22 protein-coding genes and 1 tRNA gene are annotated in these 25195 nt (G+C 30.1%); 16 read left to right on the forward strand and 7 right to left on the reverse strand.

The window, feature by feature from the left end:
• The first annotated feature begins 2 nt into the window (after positions 1-2).
• Positions 3-1634, forward strand: coding sequence for a hydroxylamine reductase (gene hcp / locus FGQ49_RS02925; RefSeq protein WP_138268421.1), 1632 nt, complete (start codon positions 3-5; stop codon positions 1632-1634).
• Positions 1635-1833: 199 nt separating this feature from the next.
• Complete coding sequence (locus FGQ49_RS02930; protein ID WP_138268422.1) at positions 1834-2109, forward strand: hypothetical protein; 276 nt, start codon at positions 1834-1836, stop codon at positions 2107-2109.
• Positions 2110-2173: 64 nt separating this feature from the next.
• On the opposite strand, the gene FGQ49_RS02935 is transcribed toward FGQ49_RS02930, so the two are convergent.
• Positions 2174-2248, reverse strand: a tRNA-Arg gene (locus FGQ49_RS02935).
• A 188-nt stretch (positions 2249-2436) separates the two neighbouring features.
• Between FGQ49_RS02935 and ptsP the strand changes: the two genes are divergently transcribed.
• The 5 genes from ptsP (at position 2437) to upp (ending at position 10511) form a co-directional block, all read left to right on the forward strand.
• Entirely contained in the window at positions 2437-4152 is a 1716-nt protein-coding gene (ptsP, locus tag FGQ49_RS02940; protein ID WP_138268423.1) for a phosphoenolpyruvate--protein phosphotransferase, read from the forward strand.
• Positions 4153-4609: 457 nt separating this feature from the next.
• Positions 4610-6772, forward strand: a complete 2163-nt coding sequence (locus FGQ49_RS02945) for a X2-like carbohydrate binding domain-containing protein (protein WP_138268424.1) — start codon at positions 4610-4612, stop codon at positions 6770-6772.
• A gap of 246 nt (positions 6773-7018) precedes the next feature.
• The gene (locus tag FGQ49_RS02950) at positions 7019-8611 is read left to right on the forward strand and encodes a ClC family H(+)/Cl(-) exchange transporter (RefSeq protein WP_243112210.1); all 1593 of its coding nucleotides are present in this window, start codon (positions 7019-7021) and stop codon (positions 8609-8611) included.
• Between the two features lie 16 nt (positions 8612-8627).
• On the forward strand, positions 8628-9704 hold the full coding sequence (locus tag FGQ49_RS02955; protein WP_138268425.1) for an MORN repeat-containing protein: 1077 nt from the start codon (positions 8628-8630) through the stop codon (positions 9702-9704).
• A 177-nt stretch (positions 9705-9881) separates the two neighbouring features.
• Positions 9882-10511 (forward strand): uracil phosphoribosyltransferase, encoded by a 630-nt coding sequence (gene upp / locus FGQ49_RS02960; RefSeq protein ID WP_138268426.1) that lies wholly within the window; start codon positions 9882-9884, stop codon positions 10509-10511.
• A gap of 23 nt (positions 10512-10534) precedes the next feature.
• Here upp and FGQ49_RS02965 read toward each other — a convergent pair whose 3' ends face one another.
• The 3 genes from FGQ49_RS02965 to FGQ49_RS02975 form a co-directional block, all read right to left on the reverse strand.
• The gene (locus tag FGQ49_RS02965) at positions 10535-11029 is read right to left on the reverse strand and encodes a pyridoxamine 5'-phosphate oxidase family protein (RefSeq protein ID WP_138268427.1); all 495 of its coding nucleotides are present in this window, start codon (positions 11027-11029) and stop codon (positions 10535-10537) included.
• Positions 11030-11041: 12 nt separating this feature from the next.
• Positions 11042-11875, reverse strand: coding sequence for a pyridoxamine kinase (locus FGQ49_RS02970; protein WP_138268428.1), 834 nt, complete (start codon positions 11873-11875; stop codon positions 11042-11044).
• A gap of 114 nt (positions 11876-11989) precedes the next feature.
• The gene (locus FGQ49_RS02975) at positions 11990-12445 is read right to left on the reverse strand and encodes a hypothetical protein (RefSeq protein ID WP_138268429.1); all 456 of its coding nucleotides are present in this window, start codon (positions 12443-12445) and stop codon (positions 11990-11992) included.
• Positions 12446-12723: 278 nt separating this feature from the next.
• On the opposite strand from FGQ49_RS02975, the gene FGQ49_RS02980 reads away from it, so the two are divergent.
• The 8 genes from FGQ49_RS02980 (at position 12724) to FGQ49_RS03015 (ending at position 21244) form a co-directional block, all read left to right on the forward strand.
• Positions 12724-13485 carry a DeoR/GlpR family DNA-binding transcription regulator gene (locus FGQ49_RS02980; RefSeq protein ID WP_138268430.1) on the forward strand — a complete coding sequence of 254 codons (762 nt, stop codon included), beginning with the start codon at positions 12724-12726 and terminating at the stop codon, positions 13483-13485.
• A gap of 22 nt (positions 13486-13507) precedes the next feature.
• Positions 13508-13795, forward strand: coding sequence for a PTS galactitol transporter subunit IIB (locus FGQ49_RS02985; protein WP_138268431.1), 288 nt, complete (start codon positions 13508-13510; stop codon positions 13793-13795).
• A gap of 31 nt (positions 13796-13826) precedes the next feature.
• A complete protein-coding gene (locus FGQ49_RS02990) occupies positions 13827-15095 on the forward strand; it encodes a PTS galactitol transporter subunit IIC (protein ID WP_138268432.1) in 1269 nt (422 codons plus the stop codon).
• 11 nt (positions 15096-15106) lie between these two features.
• Complete coding sequence (locus tag FGQ49_RS02995; RefSeq protein ID WP_138268433.1) at positions 15107-15427, forward strand: hypothetical protein; 321 nt, start codon at positions 15107-15109, stop codon at positions 15425-15427.
• Positions 15424-16560, forward strand: a complete 1137-nt coding sequence (locus FGQ49_RS03000) for a hydrolase (RefSeq protein ID WP_138268434.1) — start codon at positions 15424-15426, stop codon at positions 16558-16560. The genes FGQ49_RS02995 and FGQ49_RS03000 overlap by 4 nt, the downstream gene beginning before the upstream one ends.
• Before the next feature lie 105 nt (positions 16561-16665).
• On the forward strand, positions 16666-17331 hold the full coding sequence (locus tag FGQ49_RS03005) for a response regulator transcription factor (protein WP_138268435.1): 666 nt from the start codon (positions 16666-16668) through the stop codon (positions 17329-17331).
• Complete coding sequence (locus tag FGQ49_RS03010; RefSeq protein WP_138268436.1) at positions 17328-18344, forward strand: sensor histidine kinase; 1017 nt, start codon at positions 17328-17330, stop codon at positions 18342-18344. Before FGQ49_RS03005 ends, FGQ49_RS03010 begins: the two co-directional genes overlap by 4 nt.
• Before the next feature lie 296 nt (positions 18345-18640).
• Positions 18641-21244 carry a calcium-translocating P-type ATPase, PMCA-type gene (locus FGQ49_RS03015; RefSeq protein ID WP_138268456.1) on the forward strand — a complete coding sequence of 868 codons (2604 nt, stop codon included), beginning with the start codon at positions 18641-18643 and terminating at the stop codon, positions 21242-21244.
• A 34-nt stretch (positions 21245-21278) separates the two neighbouring features.
• Here FGQ49_RS03015 and FGQ49_RS03020 read toward each other — a convergent pair whose 3' ends face one another.
• The 3 genes from FGQ49_RS03020 to FGQ49_RS03030 all read right to left on the reverse strand — a co-directional run bounded on the left by FGQ49_RS03020 (position 21279) and on the right by FGQ49_RS03030 (position 23227).
• Positions 21279-21488 (reverse strand): helix-turn-helix transcriptional regulator, encoded by a 210-nt coding sequence (locus FGQ49_RS03020; RefSeq protein WP_138268457.1) that lies wholly within the window; start codon positions 21486-21488, stop codon positions 21279-21281.
• Positions 21489-21587: 99 nt separating this feature from the next.
• Positions 21588-21902: a DUF6442 family protein gene (locus FGQ49_RS03025; protein WP_138268437.1), complete on the reverse strand. Its 315-nt coding sequence runs from the start codon at positions 21900-21902 to the stop codon at positions 21588-21590.
• Positions 21903-22033: 131 nt separating this feature from the next.
• Positions 22034-23227, reverse strand: a complete 1194-nt coding sequence (locus tag FGQ49_RS03030; protein WP_138268438.1) for a hypothetical protein — start codon at positions 23225-23227, stop codon at positions 22034-22036.
• A 331-nt stretch (positions 23228-23558) separates the two neighbouring features.
• Here FGQ49_RS03030 and FGQ49_RS03035 point away from each other — a divergent pair, with 331 nt between their 5' ends.
• A complete protein-coding gene (locus FGQ49_RS03035) occupies positions 23559-25151 on the forward strand; it encodes a Na/Pi cotransporter family protein (RefSeq protein WP_138268439.1) in 1593 nt (530 codons plus the stop codon).
• The last annotated feature ends 44 nt before the right edge of the window (positions 25152-25195 follow it).

Here is a 25195-nt window from a genome sequence, read left to right on the forward strand (position 1 = left end):
ATATGGAAAATAAAATGTTTTGTTATCAATGTCAGGAAACTGCAGGATGCAAAGGCTGTACTGCCGTAGGTGTTTGCGGTAAAAAACCAAATGTTGCAAATATGCAGGATTTATTAATATATGTAACTAAAGGATTATCTTTTGTTACAACACGTCTTAGACAAGAAGGTAAAAAAGTATCTGACGATATAAATTATCTTGTATCTATAAATTTATTTACAACAATTACAAACGCAAATTTTGATATAGAAAGTATTAAAGACAGAATTACTTTAACATTAAAGACAAAAGAAGATTTAATAAATAAATTAGATAATAAAGAAAATCTACCAAAAGCTGCACTATGGAATGGAGAAGGAGACTGGGAAGAACTTGCAAAGACTGTAGGTGTGTTATCTACAAAAGACGAAGATATCCGTTCGTTAAGAGAGCTTATAACTTATGGATTAAAAGGGCTTTGTGCATATTCTAAACATGCAAATGCACTATTAAAGACAGATGAAGAGGTAGATAGATTTATTCAAGAAGCGTTATCCCTAACTTTAGATGATAGCTTAAGTGTTGATGATTTAGTAAAATTAACTTTAAAAACCGGAGAATACGGAGTAAAAGGTATGGCTCTTTTAGATGAAGCAAATACCACTGCTTACGGAAATCCTGAAATTACAAAGGTAAATATAGGAGTAGGAAAAAATCCGGGGATTTTAGTTTCAGGTCACGATTTAAGAGATATGGAAATGTTACTACAGCAGACTCAAGGAAGCGGTGTTGATGTATATACTCATTCTGAAATGTTGCCGGCAAACTATTATCCAAAATTAAAGAAATATCCTAACTTTGTAGGAAACTATGGTAATGCATGGTGGAAACAAAAAGAAGAATTTGAGTCATTCAACGGACCTATTTTAATGACAACAAACTGTATTGTTCCTCCAAAGGATAGTTATAAAGATAGAGTTTATACTACAGGTGCAGCAGGTTACCCAGGGTGTAAACATATTAAAGGAGAAATAGGACAGACAAAAGATTTTTCACAGATTATTGAACATGCAAAAAAATGCAGTGCTCCGACACAAATAGAAACAGGAGAAATTGTAGGCGGTTTTGCTCATAATCAAGTATTTAAGTTAGCCGATAAGATAGTTGAGGCTGTAAAAAGCGGAGCTATTAAAAAATTTGTCGTAATGGCAGGGTGTGACGGTAGAATGAAAAGCCGTGAATATTATACGGAATTTGCAAAAGCTCTTCCAAAAGATACGGTTATTCTTACTGCCGGATGTGCAAAATATAGATATAATAAATTGAATTTAGGCGATATAAACGGTATACCCAGAGTGTTAGATGCAGGTCAGTGTAACGATTCATATTCTCTTGCAGTAATTGCAATGAAACTTAAGGAAATCTTTGGCTTAGATGATATTAATGACCTTCCTATTGTTTATAATATTGCATGGTATGAACAAAAAGCTGTTATAGTTTTACTTGCTTTATTATCTTTAGGCGTTAAAAATATTCATCTTGGACCTACACTTCCTGCATTCCTTAGCCCTAATGTTACTAAAGTTTTAGTCGATGAATTTAAAATAGCAGGAATTGGAAGCGTAGAAGATGATATTAAATTATTTTTTAATTAAATAAAACAGCCTAATAAGGCTGTTTTTTATTTTGATAAATGTTTGTTAATACAATGATTATTTTCTCTTTTTTAAATTCTCAATTATCAAAACTTAACAATATATTAACAATTTATGATATTGATAAAAACGAATTATTATTTTGTTATAATACCTTAAATATTATTAGTGATTGTACTTAAAAAAGGAGAAAGTACTTATGGATTTTATAATTGAAATTATATGTGAATTATTTTTATGTGTAATATCAGTTATTTTTGAAGATAAAAAAGTAAGTAAATGGGTTAGGTATCCTTTTATTGGTATAATTTTCATATTATATACTTTTATTATTGGAGTACTTATTTGGGCAGGGATAATTGGTTTACAAAAGGATATAATAAAGCCTGTTGTATTCTTTGGATTATCTGCAATTTTACTGCTTAGCGGAATAATGAGCATAAGACGAATTTGTGAGAAAAAAGATGATTTTTAATCCATAAAGATATTAATAAAAAACCTCTTAGTATTTAATACTAAGAGGTTAATTTTCTTTATTATGGCACCCCCTGCGAGAATCGAACTCACAACTAACCCTTAGGAGGGGTTTGTTATATCCATTTAACTAAGGGGGCGCTTTAGGTAAAAAACCATTATATATAATAGCATATTATAAGTTACTTATCAAATAAAACAATCCTTATTTTTAAAGGCTTTTTAAAATACAAATAAATTAAATGTAAACAGTTTTATAAAAAACACTATGATTTTATTTTATTTTATAATATAATATATTTATCTATAACAAAGAAAAGAGGTTTTTATCATGAAAGGAATTAATGCATCGCCTGGAGTTGCGATTGGTAATGTATTCTTATATGTAAAGGAAGATTTAGTTGTAACACCGGGTAAAATCGAAGCATCAGCAGTTGATGCAGAACTTAAAAAATTAGATGACGCTATTGAAAAATCAAGAGCCGAATTACAAGCTTTAAAAGAAAAAACAGTTAAAGAAATCGGGGAAGAAGAAGCTGAAGTATTTACTGCTCATATGATGTTCTTAGATGACCCTGGATACATTGGTGAAGCCCAAAATAAAATTAAAAATGAATTGATCGTTGCTGAACAAGCATTAAACGAAGTTACAGAAGGTTTCGTTGCAATATTCGGGGCTATGGACGATGAATATATGAAAGCAAGAGCAACAGACTGTCAAGACGTTGCAGACAGAATTTTAAGACACTTATTAGGTCTTGAAAGTGCTGATTTATCACAAGTTGGTGAAAACGGAATTATCGTAGCCGTTGACTTAACACCATCAGATACAGCTCAAATGAATAAAGATAAAGTTATCGGTTTTGCTATTGATGAAGGAAGTAGAACTTCTCACTCAGCTATTATGGCAAGATCACTTGAAGTTCCTGCTGTTGTAGGTCTTGGTAATATTACAAGTGAAGTTAAAGGTGGAGAAAAAATTATCGTTGACGGTACAGACGGTAACATCATCATTAACCCAACAGATGAAGAAATTAAAGAATATGAAGCTAAACAAGAAGCTTACAAACAAGAACAAGCTGAACTTGCTAAACTTAAAGATATGCCAAGTGAAACAAGTGATGGACACAAAGTTGAACTTTGTGCAAACATCGGTAGCCCTAATGACCTTGAAGGTGCAAACAAATACGGTGCTGACGGTGTAGGTCTATTCAGATCAGAATTCTTATACATGGATTCAAAAGAAATGCCATCAGAAGACGTTCAATTTGAAGCTTATAAACAAGTTTTAGAAGGAATGAACGGCAAACCGGTAATCATCAGAACACTTGATATCGGTGGTGACAAACAACTTCCATATCTTCCAATGGAAGAAGAAATGAACCCATTCTTAGGTGTTAGAGCTGTAAGACTTTGCTTCCAAAACGTTGATATGTTCAAAACTCAACTTAGAGCTTTACTTAGAGCAAGTGTATACGGAAACGCTCATATCATGTTCCCTATGATTTCTAACGTACAAGAAGTTAGAAAAGCTAAAGGTATCTTAGAAGAATGTAAAGCTGAACTTAAAGAAAAAGGAATCGAATATGATGAAAACATCAAAGTTGGTATCATGATCGAAATCCCTTCTGCTGCTGTTACAGCTGATATTATCGCTAAAGAAGTTGACTTCTTCTCAATTGGTACAAATGACTTATGTCAATACTCATTAGCTGTTGACCGTCAAAACCAAAACTTATCAGAACTTAACCAACCACTTTCACCAGCAATCATCAGACTTGTTAAAAACGTTATTGATGCTTCTCATAAAGAAGGTATCTTCACAGGTATGTGTGGTGAAATGGCAGGGGATCCAACAGCTGCATTATTACTATTAGGTCTTGGACTTGATGAATTCTCTATGTCAGCTCCTTCTATCTTAAGAGCTAAAAAAGTTGTAAGAAGCTTTACATATGAACAAGCTAAAGAAATTGCTAACGAAGTTTTAGAAAATGCTGAAACTCAAGACGAAGTAAAAGCTATCTTAGCTAAATACTTAGACTAATTAAAAAAATTAAAATGATAGTGTAACCTCATAATATGGGGTTACACTTTTTTTGTATCAATTCATTTTTTATCATTTAGTAACTATTTTTATTTTTTTATATAAATAGTCAGTGTTAATAACATAGATATAAATATATTTAATTAAACTTAAAATGTATTGTATATTAATATATTTTGTGAGTTTTTATGTTTATATTTTTACTAATCATTATATATAATTTGTATTTTTTATTCATTGTAGGCTGTTAGATTTATGTAGTATAGATTATTAAATAGTTAATAGAAAATTTATATTTATTCTTTTATTTATGATAAAGTGTATCTTTAATTAATATTTATGCAACATATAGAATTAAAATATATTGAACAAAAAAAATAAACATGTTAGAATTATTCCATATCTATAATTAAAATAGGTCGTAAAAAATAAAGACAATATTCTAGGAGGAAATTCCATGATACAATTAAAAGTACCTCATAAATTTTTTGTGCTATTTATGTCATTGGCATTGGTAATAGGGTTATTTATTTGTCCTATGCCGGTAATGGCTTTAAGTGAAGGAAATGTAATTGATATGTCAGATACAAATCCTGCTGCATCAGGAGATGGTTGGACATATGCAGATGGAGTTTATACAATATCCAATGGCGCAAATGTAACAGTTGTTGGTGATAATGGAGGAAGTGGTCGTAGGATTTTAATCGAAGCCGGTGCTACTGCAACAGTTACATTGTCTGGAACCAGTATTACTCAAACAAATTCAAATGCTGCACCTATAGGATTAGATAATAATACTAATCTTACATTGATACTTGCAGAAGGTACAGAAAATACTTTATCAGGAGCGAGTACACAAGCTTCAGGTATTCAAATGGGGCTTGCTGGTCAAGCAACGGTTACATCGACTTTAACAATTGAAGGTACAGGTACATTATATGCTACAGGTGGTAATCGTTGGCCTGGAATTGGAGGTCGTGCCGGAGGAAAAAGAACTATCAATATAATGAGTGGAACAATTATTGCTCAAGGTGCTAATCAAGGTGCTGGAATTGGAAATGGTAGAAGTACACCTGCAAATTCAAACTTCGTTAATATATATGGTGGAGATATTACTGCTATAGGAGGTAATAATGCTGCCGGAATTGGTGGAGGAGATAACGTTGGAAAAGATGACAATGCAGGCGTAATTACTGTATATGGCGGTTTGATTAAAGCCCAAGGTGGAAATAATGGAGCCGGCATTGGAAGTGGGTATTATAATTATTCTGGTGGAACTCTAAAACTTGATGGAAATGGTATTATATTTGCTTCTAGCGTAAGTGATGGTGGATCATATAATAAAACATCTGGGGTTTTATTTCAAGGAAATTCCGGAACTGTTTATGGCAATGTTATTTTAGAAAATGACTTTGAAGTTGAGAGTGGAAAACAGCTTACTGTTCCTGCAAATACTTCGTTGACAATTGCTAAGGGAATTACAATGACCGGTAATGGTAATATTCAAAATAACGGAAGCATAAAGGTTAATCTTGGCGGTACTTATAACGGAGAAAAACCTGCCGGACAGGCTCTTTTATATCAAATTGTATCAAATATAGATACGGATATATGTAGTTTAAGTCCTCAAGTACCTGATTATATACAACAAGATAATAATCTTGCTTTTTCTCTTAATATTAATGATGGATTCTCAAAAACAGATAATTTTGCAGTAAAAGCAAATGGAGAAGCTCTTATTGAGCAAGATAATCAATATACTGTTTCTGTAACGAAACCTATAGAAATTACTGTTGAAGGTGTGGAAGATATTACATATCCTGTTATTAATGGGGTAACTAATGGAGAAACTTATTACACTACACAAAGTGTTAGTGTTTTTGATGCAAATCTAAAATCTGTTACATTAAATAATGCCTCTGTTCAAGAAAGTTTTGTCTTAGATGGAAATACAGATACAACATATAATATTGTTGCTACAGATAAAGCCGGTAACATCACAACATGTACGGTTACTATGAAGTCAATTGCAAGCATTGCTGATCCAATTAAAGATATTACAGTTGATAATGTAACTTCTGATGATAAAACAACTATTGAAGAAATAAAAACAATTATAGAAAATATAAATACTGACAATGCTACTGAAGAAGAAAAAGCAGAATTAAATGATATATTAAATAAATGTGAAACTTTGATTGAGAAAATTGAAACTGTTACAGATTATAATATTATATCAGGAAATAACAGTCAGTGGACTAAAGGTGATAGTAGTTCAATCAGTATTACAGTTAATGGTGATGTTGAAAAATTTGTAGGAATTGAAATTGATGGAAAAGCTGTTGATGAAAAAAATTATACAGTAAAATCTGGAAGTACTATCATTACATTAAAACCGGAATATCTAAATACACTATCAGTTGGAAAGCATACTTTAACTGTAATTTATACAGATGGTGAAGTAACTGGTGAATTTGAAATATTAGATAAAAATAAAATAATTACACCAGAAACGGGAGATGATAACAATATTGGATTATGGACTATACTATCTATTATTGCCGGTTGTGGATTAGTTGGAGCTGTGAGTTTCAAAAGTAAAAAGAAATATATAAAATAAATAAAAAAAAGCACCTTTTAAATATGATAAAAGGTGCTTTTTATTTAACAAGTTTACATCCCTTTTAAATTAAAGGAATGATATATTAATATTTCTTTAAAAGTAAATTTGATTGATATATATATTTTAGTATAAATGATATTATGATAATTTATTATATGTATTTAACCATATAAAAAAATTTATATCTGTTATTTTTATGTGTTAAAATATAATCAAATAAAGTATGAATAAGAGGATAAAACATTGAACGATACAATGGCGAAAAATATAAAAACCAGACTTTCAAACAAAAAAGGAAGCGAACAAATAAAATTTGTATTAGAAGGGGTTCTTATTGGGTTAGTTGCAGGGATAAGCGCTATAATTTATAGATTTCTTTTAACAAAAGCCGAAGCTTTTTTGTTTGGTACCATAAAAACAATAAATGGTAATTTTTTGTATATGTTCTTTTGGGGAGTATTTATAATACTACTTTCTTTAATTATTGGTAAGTTAATTAAGTTTGAACCAATGGCGAACGGCAGCGGTATTCCTCAAGTAAGTGGAGAAATGAAAGGATATTTATCCCAAAATCCAATTAAGGTATTAATTGCAAAAATAATAGGAGGAACTCTTTGTATTGTATCGGGATTTTCTCTTGGAAGAGAAGGTCCTTCCATACAGCTTGGAGCCATGTCTGCAAAACTTCTTGCAAGAATTCAAAAAAAAGGGAAAACTAAAGAAAAAGTTTATCTTTCATGTGGTGCAGGCGCAGGTCTTGCTGCTGCATTTAATGCTCCTTTGGCAGGGGCTATGTTTACAATGGAAGAAATACATAAAAATTTTGACGGAAGAATTATTGTAAGTGTAATGACAGCATCTATTACGGCAGATTTTCTTGCAAAAAGTATCTTCGGGCTTTCTCCTGTATTTCACTACACAAATCTTCAAACAATCCCATTAAAATATTTTGGTCTTATAATTATTCTAGGGGTTATACTTGGAGTATGCGGTAGTATATATAATAAGGTTATGGTCTATTCTCAGCATATATATGCTAAGCTAAATAAAATAAAAACCGAATATAAAATACTAATTCCTACTGTGTTTGCATTTATTCTTGCATTTACTCTTCCAGATGTACTTGCAGGGGGAAATCAAATGGTAAAAATACTTGAAAATAATCAGTATATTTTATCAACACTTATTACTTTGCTTATTGTAAAATTTATTTTTTCTGCCATTTGTTTTGGCTCTGGAGCTCCCGGAGGGATTTTCTTTCCTTTGCTTGTTTTAGGTTCTTTTATAGGTGCTATTTTTGCTGTAGTTTGCACAAATCTAATTGGTATTTCTGCGGATTTTACGCAAAAGTTTATAATTCTTGCAATGGCGGGATTTTTCTGTGCAACCGTAAGAGCACCTTTTACTGGTATAATATTAATAGCGGAAATGACAGGCTCTCTTTCTCATATGATATCAATAAGCCTTGTCTGCATAATATCTTATGTGGTTGCTTATATATTTAAAAGTGAGCCTATATATGAAAGCTTACTTGATAATATATTAAAAAAACAAAAAATAGAACTTAAAGAGCCAAGCAATGAAACAATGTTAGTAACATATAATATAGCTTTTGAAAGCGAAGTTGATGGGAGAAGACTTGATGAAATTGAGTGGCCTAAAAATTGTCTTCTTGTTGCAATAGAAAGAGGAAATAAAGAGTTTATTCCAAGAGGGTATAATACTATTAAGGCAGGGGATTTTATAACAGTGCTTATAAATGAAAACGAAATGAATTATATGAATGAAATGTTAACGCAGATGTGTTGTGAAAAAGAGAAAAAGTATATTGATTAATGTTAAGAGGTAATATATGGAAACTCACTGTCTTTTATCCAGAATGAATATAGGAACATTAAAAAAATTAAGAGGAAAATTGCTTTTTGTTAATGTTTATGTAAGTGACAATGAATATAAATGGACGAATGGAGAAATAGAAGAAAAAAGCCAAAAATTATTTGATATATTTGATTATTTAAAGAAATGTATAAATGAAGAAAATGTATTTTTTGAATATTACGTTTCATCTTATTATTTAAATATATCATATCCTTTTGAAAGAACAAGCTGTGAAAAGTGGTTAAAAGATTTTGCAAATGGATTTGATTGCCTTAATTTGAAAAATGTGCATGATAAGATGTATTTAAAATACGACGTGGACCAGGTGGCATTTTTATTTATTACTAAGAGACCATCTCTATGTTATGCCATAAGTGCAAAAGAGTCTTTTTATGATTTTTGTGAGTTTGCAGTATTATATGGTGAAAATTATAATTCTGTAATTCATGAAATTCTACATTTGTTTGGAGCTGCTGATTTATATTTTCCTAAAGAAATTTCAGATGTTGCAAAAGAAATGTTTCCCAAAAGTATAATGTTTAATTCAACTTATAATAAAATAGATGATTTTACAAAGTATGTAGTGGGTATTCATGAAAAACCTTCTTCTTTGGCAAAAACCTTTATAGATAGAACAAAGGATATAAACTGTGAATATATTGAAAATTCTATAAAAGGGCAGTGGCAAGACGGGTTTAGAAGAGTTACATATGCAGGAGGCATGGTATACGAAGGTAATTTTAAAAATGGTATGCGTGAAGGAGAGGGGAAAGTATTTTATACAAATGGAGCAGTATATGAAGGAGAATTTAAGAATAATAATATAGAAGGTTTTGGTAAAATGCATTTTGCGAACGGTGCATTGTATGAGGGGGAATTTAAAAATAATAAAAGAAGCGGAATTGGCAAACTTATATATCCAAATAAGGTAATATATGAAGGAGAGTTTAAGGATAATGAATATAATGGTCAGGGTAAACTCACTTATCCAAGCGGTAAAACATACGAAGGGGAATTTAAAAACGGTAAAATAGTAAAAAATAAAAGATAAGGTTTTGCCTTATCTTTTTTGTAATAATAAAAAATTCTTGATTTATAAATGTAATGTTTAATATTTATAATATTTTAACATAGTTTCGTAAGAAATTTTTAATAATTAAATATTTGCCTTTAGGGTATTATTATAATAAAATACTTTTAGTATAGAAAACAGAAGAGAGGTAACGGAATGTCACAAGTAATTATCCTTGATCACCCTATTATTAAAGATTATGTATCAACTTTAAGAGATGAAAAAACAAACATAAAAGATTTTAGGGAAACAGTAAAAAAGTTATCTTTATTTATCGGTTATGAAGCAGTAAGAAATGTTGAAACAAAGAAAGAAAAAATAAAAACTCCCCTTTGTGAAACAACGGGTGAAAAGATTATAAATGATAATATAACGGTTATACCAATACTTAGAGCAGGACTTGGAATGATGGATGGAATGCTTGAACTTCTTCCAAATGCTAAAGTAGGTCATATAGGACTTGAAAGAAACGAGAGAACTCTAAAAGCAGAAGAATATTATTTTAAAATGCCAAATAATTACGAAACTATGGACGCTTATGTTGTTGACCCAATGCTTGCAACCGGCGGTTCTGCAGTTGATGCCATTGATAAATTAAAAGAAAGAGGAATTAAACATATTAAATTTTTATGTATAATATCTTCTCCTGAAGGAATAGAAAAACTTCAAAAAGAACATCCTGATGTTGATATATATACTGCTGTAATAGATGAATGTTTAAATGAACATGGTTATATTCTTCCTGGACTTGGAGATGCGGGAGATAGAATTTTTGGTACGATATAAAAAAACGCACTTTTGTGCGTTTTTTAATTTTCACCGTATTTAAGTTCTTTTCCCTCTTTAGAATATTTTTTTCTTTTTCCTGTTATTTCATCTATATTTATTTTTATTACATTTGTTCTTTCTAAACTTCTGTTTATTGCATCATCAAACATTTCCATATTGCTTTTTGCATATCTAAGGCATATTAATTTTAATGCATGTATCTTTTCTTCTTTTTCCTTTACTTCCTCTGCTTTTCCATATAAAACTGCACTTTCAAATTCCATTGTAAACTCTTCAGGTTTTGGTCTGCACCTTGATACAGCGCATATGCAGATTTGATTGTTGTTTTTAAGTAAGTCTATCTTTTTTCCTTCCATTGCACAGTGAAAGTATAAATGATTTTCTTCAAGTACAATGCTTATTGGTATACAGTATGGATTGTTGTTTTCATCGGTTAATGATAAAACTACATATGGTGACTTTTTCAAAACGTCAAGGGCAAAATTTTTATCCATTTCTCTGTCTTTTCTTCTCATATTAAACCTCTTTTATTTTAAAAATTGAAGATTATCTTCTATATTCATTCCCATTCTTTTGTCTACAACGATTTTCTCATCTTTTTCCATAGCTTTTCTTACAAAATCCGAAGCAGCTTTGCATGATTCTTTTAGTGTAAGTCCTTTTAGGAATTTTGTGATTAAAACCGCTGAGAATACATCTCCAGTTCCCGGGAAGCGTACGTTTATATAATCATAAGGAATAGAAAAATATTCGTCTTCAAAGTGTGAGTATCCTTCTATATAATAATTATTGTCATCTTTATGTTGTACACTTGTGATAACAACAGATTTTGAACCTATTTTTCTAAATTCGTCTATATACTCTTTTATTTCTTCTTTGGTTAAAGCTGTATTTTTCATTTCATCATATAATATAAAAGATGCTTCCGTTAAATTTGGTGTTACTATATCTGCCATAGAGCACATTTTTCTCATGTTTTTTACGACATTTTCGCTAAGTCCCAAATATAACTTGCCGTCATCACCCATAATAGGGTCAACCATTACTATTGGAGATTTTTCTTTGTTGTCTTTTATTATTTTTTCTATTAATTCAACCTGAGGATCTGAGTTAATAAATCCTGTGCAAATACAATCGAATTTAAAATTTAATTTATTCCATATATCAATTGTCTTTTCCATGTAGTCTGTCATATCCATTATTTCAAACAAACCATAATCAAGAGTGTTTGATACTATTGCTGTTGGTAAGTTATGCACTCTAAATCCAAGGGAAGAAACTATCGGCATCATTGCGGATAATGCAACTTTGCCAACTCCCGGCAGGTCGTTTATAAGTAAGATATCTTTGTCTTTGTCCATTTTCTTTCTCCTGATAAATAATATATTGCTAACATTATAATACTCAAAAGGAGAAATTTAAAGGATAAATTATATTGATTATTTTATTTTAATAAAAAAAGAGCATATGCTCTTTTATTTGTTTACTTTATTTAATGCTTTTTGTTTGCTTGGAGTTATATATACATTTAATTTTTTTAACTTGTTGTGAAATTCTCTTAAGTTATCAAAAATATAATTTATTGTTACTTTCTTTCCGTTCTTTTTATATATTACAAACTTGTTGTTATAAGGTCTGTAAATGGCTGCAATTTCATCTTTTTTTACTGTTTTTGTAGGGAGCACACCGCTTGAAAATGTTATTGTATCTTCACTTATGGATACTTTTGAAAGGAAGGCTTTTAAAATATTTATTGTTCCAATTACAAATACTAATGCAATAAAAAATATTTCAAGCCCTTCAACTGTTCTTCCTGCTTTTTTTGCTATGCTGAAAGTATTAAATATAGATAAAATTCCAAGAACGTATATTATAAGTCCAAAAGTTACATAAACTTTTTTGTTTTTCTTTTCCATTTTAAAAGTATTCATTTTCTCACCTCTGTCAGGTAATTATCATATCATAAATTTTTAAATTCTTAAAGAGAATTATTAGATTTATGATTGTTGTAATATTAAATATTTTAATAGATTTTTGGGTATCATAATACTTTCCTATGCGAAATAAATATCCCTAAAAAAACTTACGAACGAAATAAAACGAAAGTAAATAGCATAAAAAACAAGCTAAATAAACGCTTTCAATTTACTTTTTATTTTGTTTTGGTTATAATTTATTTAAAGATAACATAAAGAAGGTTAAAAAAGTTATGTATAAGAATAAAAGGCAATATGCGATTTTGGAATATATATACGAAAAAAAAGAAGCTACGGTTAATGAACTTTCAAAAAAGTTTAATGTTTCCAAGGTGACTATAAGAAAAGATTTGATAGAACTTGAGTCAAAAGGAAAAATAAAGAAAAATCATGGCGGAGCAATACCGGCGGAAAATATAATGCTAAATGAAATGCCTTACTACAAAAAGAATATGACGGCAATAAACGAAAAGAGAAAAATCGGGCAACTTGCGTCAAAATTAATTCAAGACAAACAAATTGTGATTATAGACAATGGTTCAACAACAAATGAAATTGCATCTTTCTTAAATGATAAAGAAATAGTTGTTGTTACCAATGATATAAGAATTGCCAATAAATTATGCGGATATCCGAGTATGAATATTGTAATATGCGGAGGTTATATAAAAACGCCGGGATATGCTGTTTTTGGAGCTATGGCAGAAGATTTGTTTAAACATACTTTGGCAGATATATGTTTCTTATCCGTTGATAGTTTAGATATAAATACAGGACTTTCGTATAACTTTTTGGATTCAATCGCAATAAAAAAACAAATGATTAGAAATTCAAATAAAGTAATTGTTCTTTGTGACAGTTCTAAAATTGGAAAGCAGTCTTTTGCAAAACTTTGTGATGTAGATAAAATAGACGTTTTAATTACCGACAGTATGGATATAAAACTTAAAAGACGCTTTGAAGAAAAAGGTGTAAGAGTTTTAATAGCAAAATAAAAGGAAAGGAGGGGAAAGAAACATGAGCGTAAAAATAGTTGTTGCCTGTGGAAGCGGTATTGCTACTTCAACTGTTGTTGAACAAAAACTTAAAGATATTGTAAGCGATAATAATCTAGATGTTAATTTTACAAAAACATCAATAAGTTCTTTAGAAGGAATTATAGATGATTTTGACCTTGCAGTAGTAACCAGTAAATTTAATATAGAAAATTCAAAAACTGAAGTGCTTTCTGCAACATCGCTTCTTACAGGAATAGGCGAAGATGAATTTGTGGAAAAATTTGTTAATAAAGTAAAAAATTTATAGTAACGTTTTTATTAATTAAAGGAGGAAAAAAATGGATACATTATTGGTAGTAGTAAAATATGTAACTGATTCTCTTGGAACAATGGTTGTTATGCCTTTATTCCTTATACTTTTAGGGCTTGCCTTTAGAATGAAATTATCTAAGGCTTTACGTTCAGGTTTACTTGTTGGTATCGGATTTCAAGGTATTAATCTTATAATAACTCTTCTTTCAAATGCCGTATCTCCCGCTGCAACGGCTTTGGCAGAAAAGGTAGGACTTAATTTTAATATTATTGACGTAGGTTTCCCAACAATTGGTACAGCAGCATGGGCAACTCCGATAGCTGCTCTTGTTATTCCAATTGCAATTTTAATTAATGTCATTATGCTTAGTTTAAAATTTACAAAAACTCTAAATATCGATATATGGAATATGTTCCACTTTATTCTTGCAGGAGGAATCGCATATTTAGTTTCAGGCAGTGTTGTTGTTGGTCTTATAGTTTCTGCGATATTCTCTATAATAACTCTTTTGCTTGCAGATTGGGATTCCAAAACATGGCAGGAGTATTTTGGACTTGAAGGAACCAGTTGTACTACTCTTGCAATAATGACAAGTGCAATTTGTTCTTTTATTGTGAATAAAGTTATAGACTTAATACCAAAAGTAAGAGATTTTGATATTAATCCCGCAAAAATAAATAAATTAAAGGGAATAAGCGATCCTATGTTTTTAGGTTTTGTAATTGGTATCGTAATAAGTTTAATAGGAGGACTTCCTGTTGCTCAAATTCTTAATACAGGTGTTGGAATTGCAGCTGCAATGGTTCTTCTTCCAAGAATGGTATCTCTTCTTATGGAAGGACTAGCTCCAATATCTTCTGCAGCATCAGCATTTACAAAGAAAAGATTTAAAGGAAGATCTCTATTAATTGGTATGGATTGTGCTCTTGGTATAGGAGATCCTACAGTTATTGCAGCATCAACAATTATGATTCCTTTTGCAATTTTACTTGCAGTTCTTCTTCCTGGAAACGGATTTTTACCTATAGTTTCTTTAACAGGTCTTACATATTTTTGTGTTCCCGCTGCGGCTTATTCTAAAGGAAATTTATTCAGAACAATAATTACAATGCTAATATTCTATACTTTGCATATATATGTTATAAATGCAATAAGTCCGCTAATTACCGAACTTGTACACTGGGCAGGTGTTGCACTTCCTGAAGGAGCTTCTCTTGTTGCAGGCGGAAATCCAGAACATGCATTATTATTAATCATTAAACCTATTCTTTCTCTATTTGGGCTTGCTAATTAAGGAGGTATATTATGGTAGAGGTACTTCTTGTTTCTAATAAGAATAAAGATGATGTTGATAAAATAATTGATATTATCTATAATTTAGGAAATGAGTTTTTTATTGAAAGCAACGTAACAGTGGTTGAAAGTGAAAATGCTGATAATATCAATTTTGATTATGATTTTGCAGTAACCTTAAATGATAAAATTCATTTAAGTAAAAAGACAATTGATGCTACTTCAATTATTCGTGATATATCAGCGGAAAAAACGAAAAAGGATATACAAAACCAACTTTTAAAAGCAAAAGCAACTCATAAAAGGTTAAGAGAAAGCGGGAATGAAATATGAAATATGATATTATCATAGAAAATGGTACGATAATTGATCCTTTGAGAAATATAGAGAAAAAGGAAGATATTTATATAATAAAGGATAAGATCGTAAATAAGCCAAGTAAAGATGAAAGTGTTTCATATAAGCAGAAGATAGATGCAAGTGGATGTTATGTAATGCCGGGACTTGTAGAAAATCATACTCATATTTTTTACGGCGGAGGAGATGTAAACTTAAATCCCGATGTAATAATGCTTCCAAGCGGTGTAACTTCAGCGATAGATCAAGGTTCTTCCGGATGGTCTACGTTTGAATCTTTTTATAGAAATGTCATATTAACTTCCATGATGAACATAAAGTGTTATCTTAATGTTTCAAATACAGGGCTTATAACCGAGGATTATTTTGAAAATATAGATCCAAAGTATTTTAATGAAGAGATGATAAAATATTATACCGATAAATATAAAGATACTATAATCGGTCTTAAAATAAGAATGGATAATGGTTCTGTAAGGGGGCTTGGTCTTAAGCCTTTGGAAAAAGCAGTTGAAATTGCAGATAAATTGAAATTACCTTTGTCTGTGCATGTTAAAAATTTACCTAACATAACTGAAATTGCAAATATCTTAAGAAAAGATGATATATGGATTCACATATATCAGCAAAAAGGGCAGACTCTTTTTAATGAAAAAGGTGAAATTCATAAAGAAATTCTTGAGGCAAAAGAAAGAGGCGTTTTATTCGATGTTGCAAGCGGAAGAGGAAGTTTTTCATTTGATATGATTAACAAAAGCTTAAAACAAGGATTTAAACCGGACTTATTAGGTACCGATCTTGTGACGTATAACGTATATGAACGTCCTATATTCTCTCTTCCTTATACAATGTCAATGTATTTAAATCTTGGTTTTTCTCTTATGGAGCTTGCTAAAATGTGTATACAAAGACCTGCTGAAATGATGCATTTAGAGGATATATCTACGTTAAAAGAAAATACTGTAGCAGATATATGCATTATAAAAATAAAAGAAAAAGATTTTATATTCAGTGATAAATACGGCGGTAAGCTTAACGCAGACAGATTAATCATTCCATTGCTTACTTTAAAAGACGGTAAAGTTTTATATAGAAATATTGAATTTTAAAACGGCAGTATCTGCCGTTTTTTTAAATTAATCAATCATTAATAAAATTTTAAGCATGGATTAAAATTTCTTGTGCTAAAATATAAAAAGACAAGGAGAAAAGATATGCCTAAAATATTAATAGTTGAAGATGATAATAAATTAAGGAATGAACTTGGTTTATATTTAAGTAATAACGGCTATGACGTTGATGAGATAACTGATTATAAAAACAGTGTAGATGTAATAATTAACAGTGACTCTGATTTGGTTTTACTGGATATAAATTTACCTATGATTGACGGAGAGTATATCTGTAAGGAAGTAAGGAAAACATCGGATATTCCAATAATAATGCTTACGAGCAGAACATCGGAAATGGACGAGCTTATATGTATAAATTATGGGGCAGATGATTATATTACAAAACCCTATAATCCAAGAATACTAATTGCTAGAATAGAAGCACTGTTAAAAAGAGCAAATAAAAATGTAAGTGATACTATTTCTTATATGGGAGTTAGGGTAAATCTATCAAAAAGCACATTTACTTATAATGACAAAGAGTTTGATTTAAGTAAAAATGAACTTAAAATTCTACATTTTTTGATAAAAAATAAGTCTAAAATTGTATCCAGGGATTCTCTTATGGATTACCTTTGGGATAATAATGCTTTTGTAGATGATAATACATTAACAGTGAATATAAATAGACTCAGAAGAAAACTTGAAAGCGCAGGGCTTGGACATTTTATAGAAACTAAAAGGGGGCAGGGTTATATAATATCATGAAGTTAAAAGATTATTTAAAAGATAGATCATTTAGCATAGGTTTATTTGTGTTTTTATTTTTCTTAACGGCTTTCTTTCTTTTTATATTTAAAGTAAGTGTAATACTAAAAATTAATATATTAATATTTTTGATAATTATACCTTCTATTTCTTTTATGATAGATTATCAAAAAAAGAAAAGATTTTATAATAGTTTATATAGAAACTTAAAGAAGCTTGATAAGAAGTATCTTATAAACGAACTTATTGGCAGTGCGGATTTTCTTGAAGGAGAGATATTAAATGATGTTTTGTATACCGTAGATAAATCCATGTCAGAAAATGTTAATGAGTTTAAAAGAAAAAACGAAGATTTAGAAGATTATATAGAGCTTTGGTGTCATGAAATAAAAACTCCAATCGCAACATCTTCTATGATAATCGAAAATAACAGAAATGATGTAACGGAAAGTATAGAAGAGGAAATTGGTAAGATAGATAACCTTGTGGAACAAGTGCTTTATTATGCGAGAAGTAAGCATGTTGAAAAGGATTATGTAATAAAGAAAGTTAATCTTGAAGATATTGTAAAAAAAGCTGTAATAAGAAATAAAAAAGACTTCATTCAAAAGAGAATAAGCCTTAAAATAAAAGATCTTAATGTTTATGTGAATTCTGACAGTAAGTGGTTAGAATTTATAATCAATCAAATTATACTAAACAGTATAAAATATTCTAAAAAAGAAAAGGCAAAAATATGGATATATACCATAAAGAAAAAAGATAGTATACAATTATACATAGAGGATAACGGAATAGGTATAAAAAGAAGCGATCTTCCAAAAGTATTCGATAAAGGATTTACAGGTGAAAACGGCAGAAAGGTATATAAATCAACCGGCATGGGACTTTATATATGCAAAACCTTATGCGACAGCTTATATCATAAAATAGAAATTCTTTCACAGGAAAATGCAAAGACTGCCGTTATTATTACTTTTCCTCTAAGTTCTTATGTAAATATGAATGATTAAAAGTAGTATATTACTCCTTTTTTATATGTATTAATCATATGGAATATTACATAAAAATTTTACAAACAATAATTGTAAATTAATTATTTTCTTGTTGATTTTTTCCGTATTTTAATGTATATTATTTACTAATAAAAGGGAGTAGCTGGCACGTATAGTGTGTATGATGTCGCCAATCTCGATAGATACTAAATCTATCCGTATCATAATGAAACAGCGAGACTTTTATTGTATATTAAAGTACAATAAAAGTCTCTTTTTTATTGTACGGTATGATTATGAAAGGAAAGAAAAGTATGGGTAATTATTACAATCAGGATTTTAATGATGTAAGAAAAGAAATTAATGGTACAACCGAAGGCTTAAGCAGTGAACAAGCTAAAAAAAATCAAGAAAAATACGGCTACAACGAATTAAGCGAAGGTAAAAAGAAAACTGTTTTACAAATTTTCCTTGAACAATACAAGGATTTCCTTGTTATTATTCTTATTGCTTCTGCAATAATATCGATGTTTCTAGGAGAAGTTGAGAGTGCGGCAGTAATTTTGGTTGTTATTACAATCAATGCAATTTTAGGAACTGTTCAAACAATAAAGGCAGAGCAGTCTTTAAACAGTTTGAAACAGCTTTCATCGCCAAACGCAAAGGTAATGAGAGATGGTATTGTAATTGAAATACCAAGCAGAGAAGTTACCATAGGAGATGAAGTTCATCTTGAAGCAGGGGATTTTATACCGGCTGACGGTAGAATAATCGAATGTTCAAGTTTGAAAGTTGATGAAAGTGCTCTAACAGGTGAAAGCTTGGCAGTTGAAAAAACAGAGGAAACTTTAGAAGGTGAACTTCCTTTGGGAGATAGAAGAAATATGGTTTATTCCGGAAGTTTTGTAACTTACGGAAGAGCGAGCTTTGTTGTAACGGGTATTGCAATGGATACCGAAGTAGGTAAAATTGCAAGTATGCTTAAAAATACTCAGGAAAAGAAAACACCTCTTCAAGTAAACCTTGATAAATTTGGACAAAAACTTTCAATTGCAATTCTTGTATTATGTGCTCTTTTATTTGGGCTTCAAGTAGTACAAGGAGGAAATGTTACAGATGCATTCTTATTTGCGGTAGCTCTTGCCGTTGCTGCAATTCCTGAGGCATTAAGCTCTATTGTAACTATAGTTCTTGCTTTTGGTACACAAAAAATGGCAAAAGAAGGTGCTATTATTCGTAAACTTCAAGCCGTTGAAGGTTTAGGTAGTGTATCTATAATTTGTTCTGATAAAACAGGTACTTTAACACAAAATAAAATGACTGTTGAAAACTATTATGTAAATGAAAAAGATATAACTTCAGATAAGATAGATATACATGATAATTCACAGTCAAGTCTTCTTTTATACAGCATTCTTTGTAATGACTCTACAAATATTGACGGAAATGAAATTGGAGACCCAACAGAAACAGCTCTTATTAACTTAGGTGAAAAGTATGGTTATAGTGCTCTTAATTTAAGAAATAAATATCAAAGATTAAGTGAAATTCCTTTTGATAGTGATCGTAAACTTATGTCTACTCTAAATAATATTAAAGATACTTACGTTATGATAACAAAAGGTGCCATTGATGTTATTTTAGACAGAGCTACACACATAGTAAAAGATGGTAATACCGTAGAAATTACTGATGAAGATAAAGAAAAAATAGAAAAACAAAATATGGAATACTCAAGAAACGGTTTAAGGGTTCTTGCGGTATGTTATAAAAATTTTGATGAAGAAAAAGCATTGGAACTTGAAGATGAAAACGGGCTTACTTTCCTTGGTCTTATTTCAATGATGGACCCACCAAGGGAAGAAAGTAAAGCAGCAGTTGAAGAATGTATCAAAGCAGGTATCAAACCTATTATGATTACAGGAGACCATAAGGTAACAGCTTCTGCAATCGCTAAGAGAATTGGTATTTTAAAAGATGAAAGTGAAGCTTGTGAAGGCAGTGTAATAGAAAACATGAGCGATGAAGAACTTAAAGACTTCGTAGAAAACATAAGCGTGTATGCCAGAGTTTCTCCTGAACATAAAATAAGAATCGTTAGAGCTTGGCAGGAAAAAGGCAATATAGTTTCTATGACTGGGGATGGCGTAAATGATGCACCAGCATTAAAACAAGCTGATGTAGGGGTTGCAATGGGTATAACAGGTACAGAAGTATCAAAAGATGCATCATCTATGGTTTTAACAGATGATAACTTTGCAACAATCGTAAAAGCAGTTGAAAACGGAAGAAACGTTTATAATAATATAAAAAGAGCAATACAATTCCTTATTTCAGGAAACTTTGCGGCAATCCTTGTTGTTCTTTTTGCTTCTTTGGCAGCTCTTCCTGTTCCATTTGCTCCGGTACACCTACTATTCATAAATCTATTAACAGATTCTCTACCTGCAATTGCACTTGGTCTTGAACCTCATAATCCTGATGTTATGAACATGCCTCCAAGACCAAAAGATGAATCTATTATGAATAAGAAATTCTTAACAAGTGTAGGAACAGAAGGTTTTGTTATAGGAGTTATGACTGTTATAGCATTCTATATCGGATATCAAGACGGAAATGCACTTCTTGCAAGTACAATGGCGTTTGCAACACTTTGTTTATCTAGACTTGTTCATGGATATAACTGTAAAGCAATGAAGCCGGTACTTTTTACAAAGAGATTTTTTAACAATAAATATATGCAAGGAGCTTTCCTTATAGGTTTTGTTCTTTTAAATGCAGTATTATTAATACCTGCTATGCAAGGGTTATTCTCAGTTCAAACTCTTAATATGAGCCAATTATTTACAGTATATGGTCTTGCATTATTAAACTTACCTATAATTCAGTTATTAAAGAGAATAAGAAATTGTAAATAATAAAAAATCCTATGGTTATCCATAGGATTTTTTTTTATTCAAAATAAAATAATTCTTCAAATTTTTTATCAAGGGCAATTGCTAAAATCAAAGCGAGTTTTGCAGTAGGATTAAATTGTCCGGTTTCGATTGAACTTATTGTCTGTCTTGATACTCCTACCATTTTTGCAAGGTCGCTTTGAGATAATCCTTTTTCTGCTCTTGCGATTTTTAATCTGTTTTTTAATACTAATTCTTCGTTCATATTAATTTTACCAATAAAGTTTTTCTTAATTATAACATATTTTATCATTCATAATAATTTGCTTTTTATTTTTTATAATGAATAATATATTTAATTTGTTTATATAATCATTGTAAAATGCTCAACAAGATTTTTTATAAGAAAGATAACACATATTATCATAATTATAATAGAAGATTTTTCTTTAGTTTTTATATATTTATAAATATATTCTCCAAGGCAACCTGCCCAAAACATAGACATGATACCGCTTATATCTATATCATGAATAGTATCAAATATAATTATAATAACACCTACAATCATTAACATTAATAAATTTGCATTTTGTGCATATGAGCTTATTTGTTTTTCTCTTTCATCTCTAACATTATTTTCTTTTCTGCTTTTTTCTAGTATTTCATTTTTATCCATTTTATTTCCCTCAAATATATTTATTATGGCTTTAATATATCACTTTATGTATATAATGTCAAGTATACTTGTCAAAATATCTATAAAACTTGTCATAAGCTTTTAATAAAAAACAGAGGCTTAACCTCTGTTTATAATAATCTTTGTATGATTTTTGCTTCTTTTAATATTTCGTCATAATCGTATTTTTCTTTTACATCATCAATAGACTTTTCTTTTAACTTATTATCTTCATAGTATTTATATATTACATCATAAATAGTTACTACATTATCTTCATAAGAAGCATTTATTTCTTTTTGCCAACCATTTATATCAAGGTTATTTAGCATTATGCAAAGTTGTGCACCTATAGAGTATAAAGATTGTTCACTTACGTAAGTAGCCGGTATTTCATCTTTGCTCATTTTTGTAAAGGTATTATAAAATGCAGTTTCTTTTTCTTCGTTGTCTTCTCCAAAGAAGATAAGGTTGTAAGGAGTTTCAGTTAACCTTGCTGCTCTTATGGCAACGTAAAAAGCACTTCCTTCGTAAGTTATTTTTTCTCTTTCGTCTTTAATATATGTTTCGTTTAATTTTTCTCTTTCTTTTTCCACCGTAACATATTCACTTATTAAAGTATTGAGTTTATTTATGCTTACATTGTCTTTGTTGCATTCTTTTCTTATATTGTCCATTATTTTGTATTCAACACCTATATAAGAAAGTTCTTTTGCCGTAAGACCTACACTTGCCGGATTATCATATTTAGGCCAGTCTTTTTGAATGTAGTAGTTAAAGGCTTGTTTAGTAAACATTGCTGAAAAAGCTTCATTTGGGTATTCTTCGTTATTAAAACTTTTTGAATTGTATTTAAAATAAAATACATTTTGGCTTTTGGCAATATTTAATTCATCATTTTTTGATGAATAATTACTGTTTAGAGCTGATAAATAATCTTCTACATCATTGAATCTATAAACACTATCAAAATAGAAACCTTCTGGCATGCTTACTTTTTTTACGTTTTCATCTTCAATTCCATTTATGTTAATGGCAAAATAGGAAACATCTTTGTTTGATTTGTTTCCTTTGTCGTCATTTTCGTCTTTTCTGACAAGAAGTAAAGGTCTTTGTTTTAAATCAAGATCCTGCCATATAACAGCTTTTGATTTATATAAAACTTTATTTAGTTCGCTTAACATTTTTTTATCGGTATTGTCAAGTTCACTATATTTGATCGTTTTGCTGAATGATTGATAGTTTTTGTTTTTGCACCCTGTAATACTTAAGCAAAGTAAAATACAAGTTAGCAAAACAAATATTCTAATTATACCTTTTTTCAATTCCATCCCTCCAATATATATATTTATACCACATAAAAAGCAAAAAGTCATTTTTTTTGTAATTTCAAAGAGTAAAAAGTCGTATTTTGTACGTTTATAATGTAATGATTACATAAAAAATGTTCATATAATTTTATTTTTGTTAAGTTTTAAGTGTAGTTATATATGTCATATTTTTGACAAAAATATAAATAAGCTCTCAAACGTAAAATTTATGTAAAGTGAATGTAAAAAAAGAGAATACTCTATATACATTTAATTTACAAAAATTTACAATAAATATGCTTAATTTATACGAAAATTTTACAATAAAATTAAAGGGAGAAAAAGTATGACAATAGCAAATATTATAAGTTTACTCGGCGGGCTTGCTTTGTTCCTGTATGGTATGCAAATGATGAGCGGAGGACTTGAAACGGCAGCCGGCGATAAAATGAAGAGTATACTGGAAAAACTTACATCAAACAGAATTATAGGCGTAATAGTGGGTATGCTGATTACCGCAGTCATTCAATCATCCAGTGCGACTACCGTTATGGTTGTGGGATTTGTAAATGCGGGAATGATGTCTCTTAGACAAGCTGTATGGATTATTATGGGGGCAAATATCGGTACAACAATAACCGGACAATTAATTGCTCTTGATATAGGTGCTATAGCTCCTGTTATTGCTTTCCTTGGGGTTGTAATGATAGTTTTCATTAAAAATCCAAAATCACACTGTATTGGTGAAATAATTGCCGGACTTGGTGTTTTATTCATCGGTATGGAAATGATGAGTAGTGCAATGATGCCTTTAAGAGAATCTGAAGCTTTCATTAGCTTAATGACAAAATTCTCTAATCCTATATTTGGTATAATGGCAGGTGCTGTATTTACTGCTGTTATTCAGTCATCAAGTGCATCAGTTGGTATCCTTCAAGCTCTTGCTTTAAACGGACTTATAGGTTTAGACGGGGCTGTTTATGTACTATTTGGACAAAATATAGGTACTTGTATAACCGCTGTTCTTGCTTCAATCGGAACAAACAGAGAAGCAAAACAAACAACCGTTATTCATTTGACGTTCAATATTATCGGTACTATAATTTTTACCGTGATTTGTATGTTTACTCCGTTAACATCTTTTATAAGTTCTCTCACACCGACAAATCCTGCAGCACAAATAGCAAATATGCATACATTGTTTAATATTGTAACAACGTTGCTGTTATTACCGTTTGGTACATACCTTGCATCGTTTGCGGAAAAAGTATTGCCTGTCAAAGATAAAGAAGAAACGGAAGATGTTTTTGAAAGTCCTCTTCCAACTCTTTCATATCAAATAGGTACATCTGCAATACTCGTTGAACAGATAGAAAACGAAATAAAAAACATTCAAAATATGGCTTTTAAGAATGTAAATGAAAGTCTTTCACAATTGGTAAATTTTGACAAACAAAAAGAAAAAGATTTATTAAGAAGCGAAGATAAAGTAAATACAATCAACTTAAAACTTTCGGAATATATTACCGAAGCTCTCGGTATTGAGCAAAACAGTGAAAACAGCTTTAAAATGAGTGTTTATTATCATCTTTTGATAGATATAGAGAGAATTTCAAATTACGCTGTAAGAATACAGAAATATCAGGAAAAAGTAACTTTAAACAGCGAAGAAAAAGACAGAATAGGACAACTTCAAAATCTTATATTTATGGCATCAAAAGATTTGGAAAATCTTGAAAAAGAAGAAGAGCAGTATGAAAGAATCAAAGCTTTTTGTAAAGAAACAAAGAGACGTCAAACAGTCAGAATGAAAGAGAAAAGTATTTCTTTCGAACTTACTTTGTTTTTCTCTCAACTTATAAACGATGTTGAAAGAATAAGCGAACATATGCTTGCCATTGCGAGAGATTATAATATGATCGAATTGCATAAAGCATAAGTTTTACTTTGAAAAATAAAAAACCTGTGATTATCACAGGTTTT

The organism is Anaerofustis stercorihominis (assembly GCF_005844425.1).
Lineage (GTDB): Bacteria > Bacillota > Clostridia > Eubacteriales > Anaerofustaceae > Anaerofustis > Anaerofustis butyriciformans.

Excerpts from the sequence above, each read along its gene's own strand:
- hcp (WP_138268421.1), top strand. The coding sequence starts at position 3 with ATGGAAAATAAAATGTTTTGTTATCAATGTCAGGAAACTGCAGGATGC.
- FGQ49_RS02930 (WP_138268422.1), top strand. The coding sequence starts at position 1,834 with ATGGATTTTATAATTGAAATTATATGTGAATTATTTTTATGTGTAATA.
- FGQ49_RS02945 (WP_138268424.1), top strand. The coding sequence starts at position 4,610 with ATGATACAATTAAAAGTACCTCATAAATTTTTTGTGCTATTTATGTCA.
- FGQ49_RS02955 (WP_138268425.1), top strand. The coding sequence starts at position 8,628 with ATGGAAACTCACTGTCTTTTATCCAGAATGAATATAGGAACATTAAAA.
- upp (WP_138268426.1), top strand. The coding sequence starts at position 9,882 with ATGTCACAAGTAATTATCCTTGATCACCCTATTATTAAAGATTATGTA.
- FGQ49_RS02965 (WP_138268427.1), bottom strand. The coding sequence starts at position 11,029 with ATGAGAAGAAAAGACAGAGAAATGGATAAAAATTTTGCCCTTGACGTT.
- FGQ49_RS02970 (WP_138268428.1), bottom strand. The coding sequence starts at position 11,875 with ATGGACAAAGACAAAGATATCTTACTTATAAACGACCTGCCGGGAGTT.
- FGQ49_RS02975 (WP_138268429.1), bottom strand. The coding sequence starts at position 12,445 with ATGAATACTTTTAAAATGGAAAAGAAAAACAAAAAAGTTTATGTAACT.
- FGQ49_RS02980 (WP_138268430.1), top strand. The coding sequence starts at position 12,724 with ATGTATAAGAATAAAAGGCAATATGCGATTTTGGAATATATATACGAA.
- FGQ49_RS02985 (WP_138268431.1), top strand. The coding sequence starts at position 13,508 with ATGAGCGTAAAAATAGTTGTTGCCTGTGGAAGCGGTATTGCTACTTCA.
- FGQ49_RS02990 (WP_138268432.1), top strand. The coding sequence starts at position 13,827 with ATGGATACATTATTGGTAGTAGTAAAATATGTAACTGATTCTCTTGGA.
- FGQ49_RS02995 (WP_138268433.1), top strand. The coding sequence starts at position 15,107 with ATGGTAGAGGTACTTCTTGTTTCTAATAAGAATAAAGATGATGTTGAT.
- FGQ49_RS03000 (WP_138268434.1), top strand. The coding sequence starts at position 15,424 with ATGAAATATGATATTATCATAGAAAATGGTACGATAATTGATCCTTTG.
- FGQ49_RS03005 (WP_138268435.1), top strand. The coding sequence starts at position 16,666 with ATGCCTAAAATATTAATAGTTGAAGATGATAATAAATTAAGGAATGAA.
- FGQ49_RS03010 (WP_138268436.1), top strand. The coding sequence starts at position 17,328 with ATGAAGTTAAAAGATTATTTAAAAGATAGATCATTTAGCATAGGTTTA.
- FGQ49_RS03015 (WP_138268456.1), top strand. The coding sequence starts at position 18,641 with ATGGGTAATTATTACAATCAGGATTTTAATGATGTAAGAAAAGAAATT.
- FGQ49_RS03020 (WP_138268457.1), bottom strand. The coding sequence starts at position 21,488 with ATGAACGAAGAATTAGTATTAAAAAACAGATTAAAAATCGCAAGAGCA.
- FGQ49_RS03025 (WP_138268437.1), bottom strand. The coding sequence starts at position 21,902 with ATGGATAAAAATGAAATACTAGAAAAAAGCAGAAAAGAAAATAATGTT.
- FGQ49_RS03035 (WP_138268439.1), top strand. The coding sequence starts at position 23,559 with ATGACAATAGCAAATATTATAAGTTTACTCGGCGGGCTTGCTTTGTTC.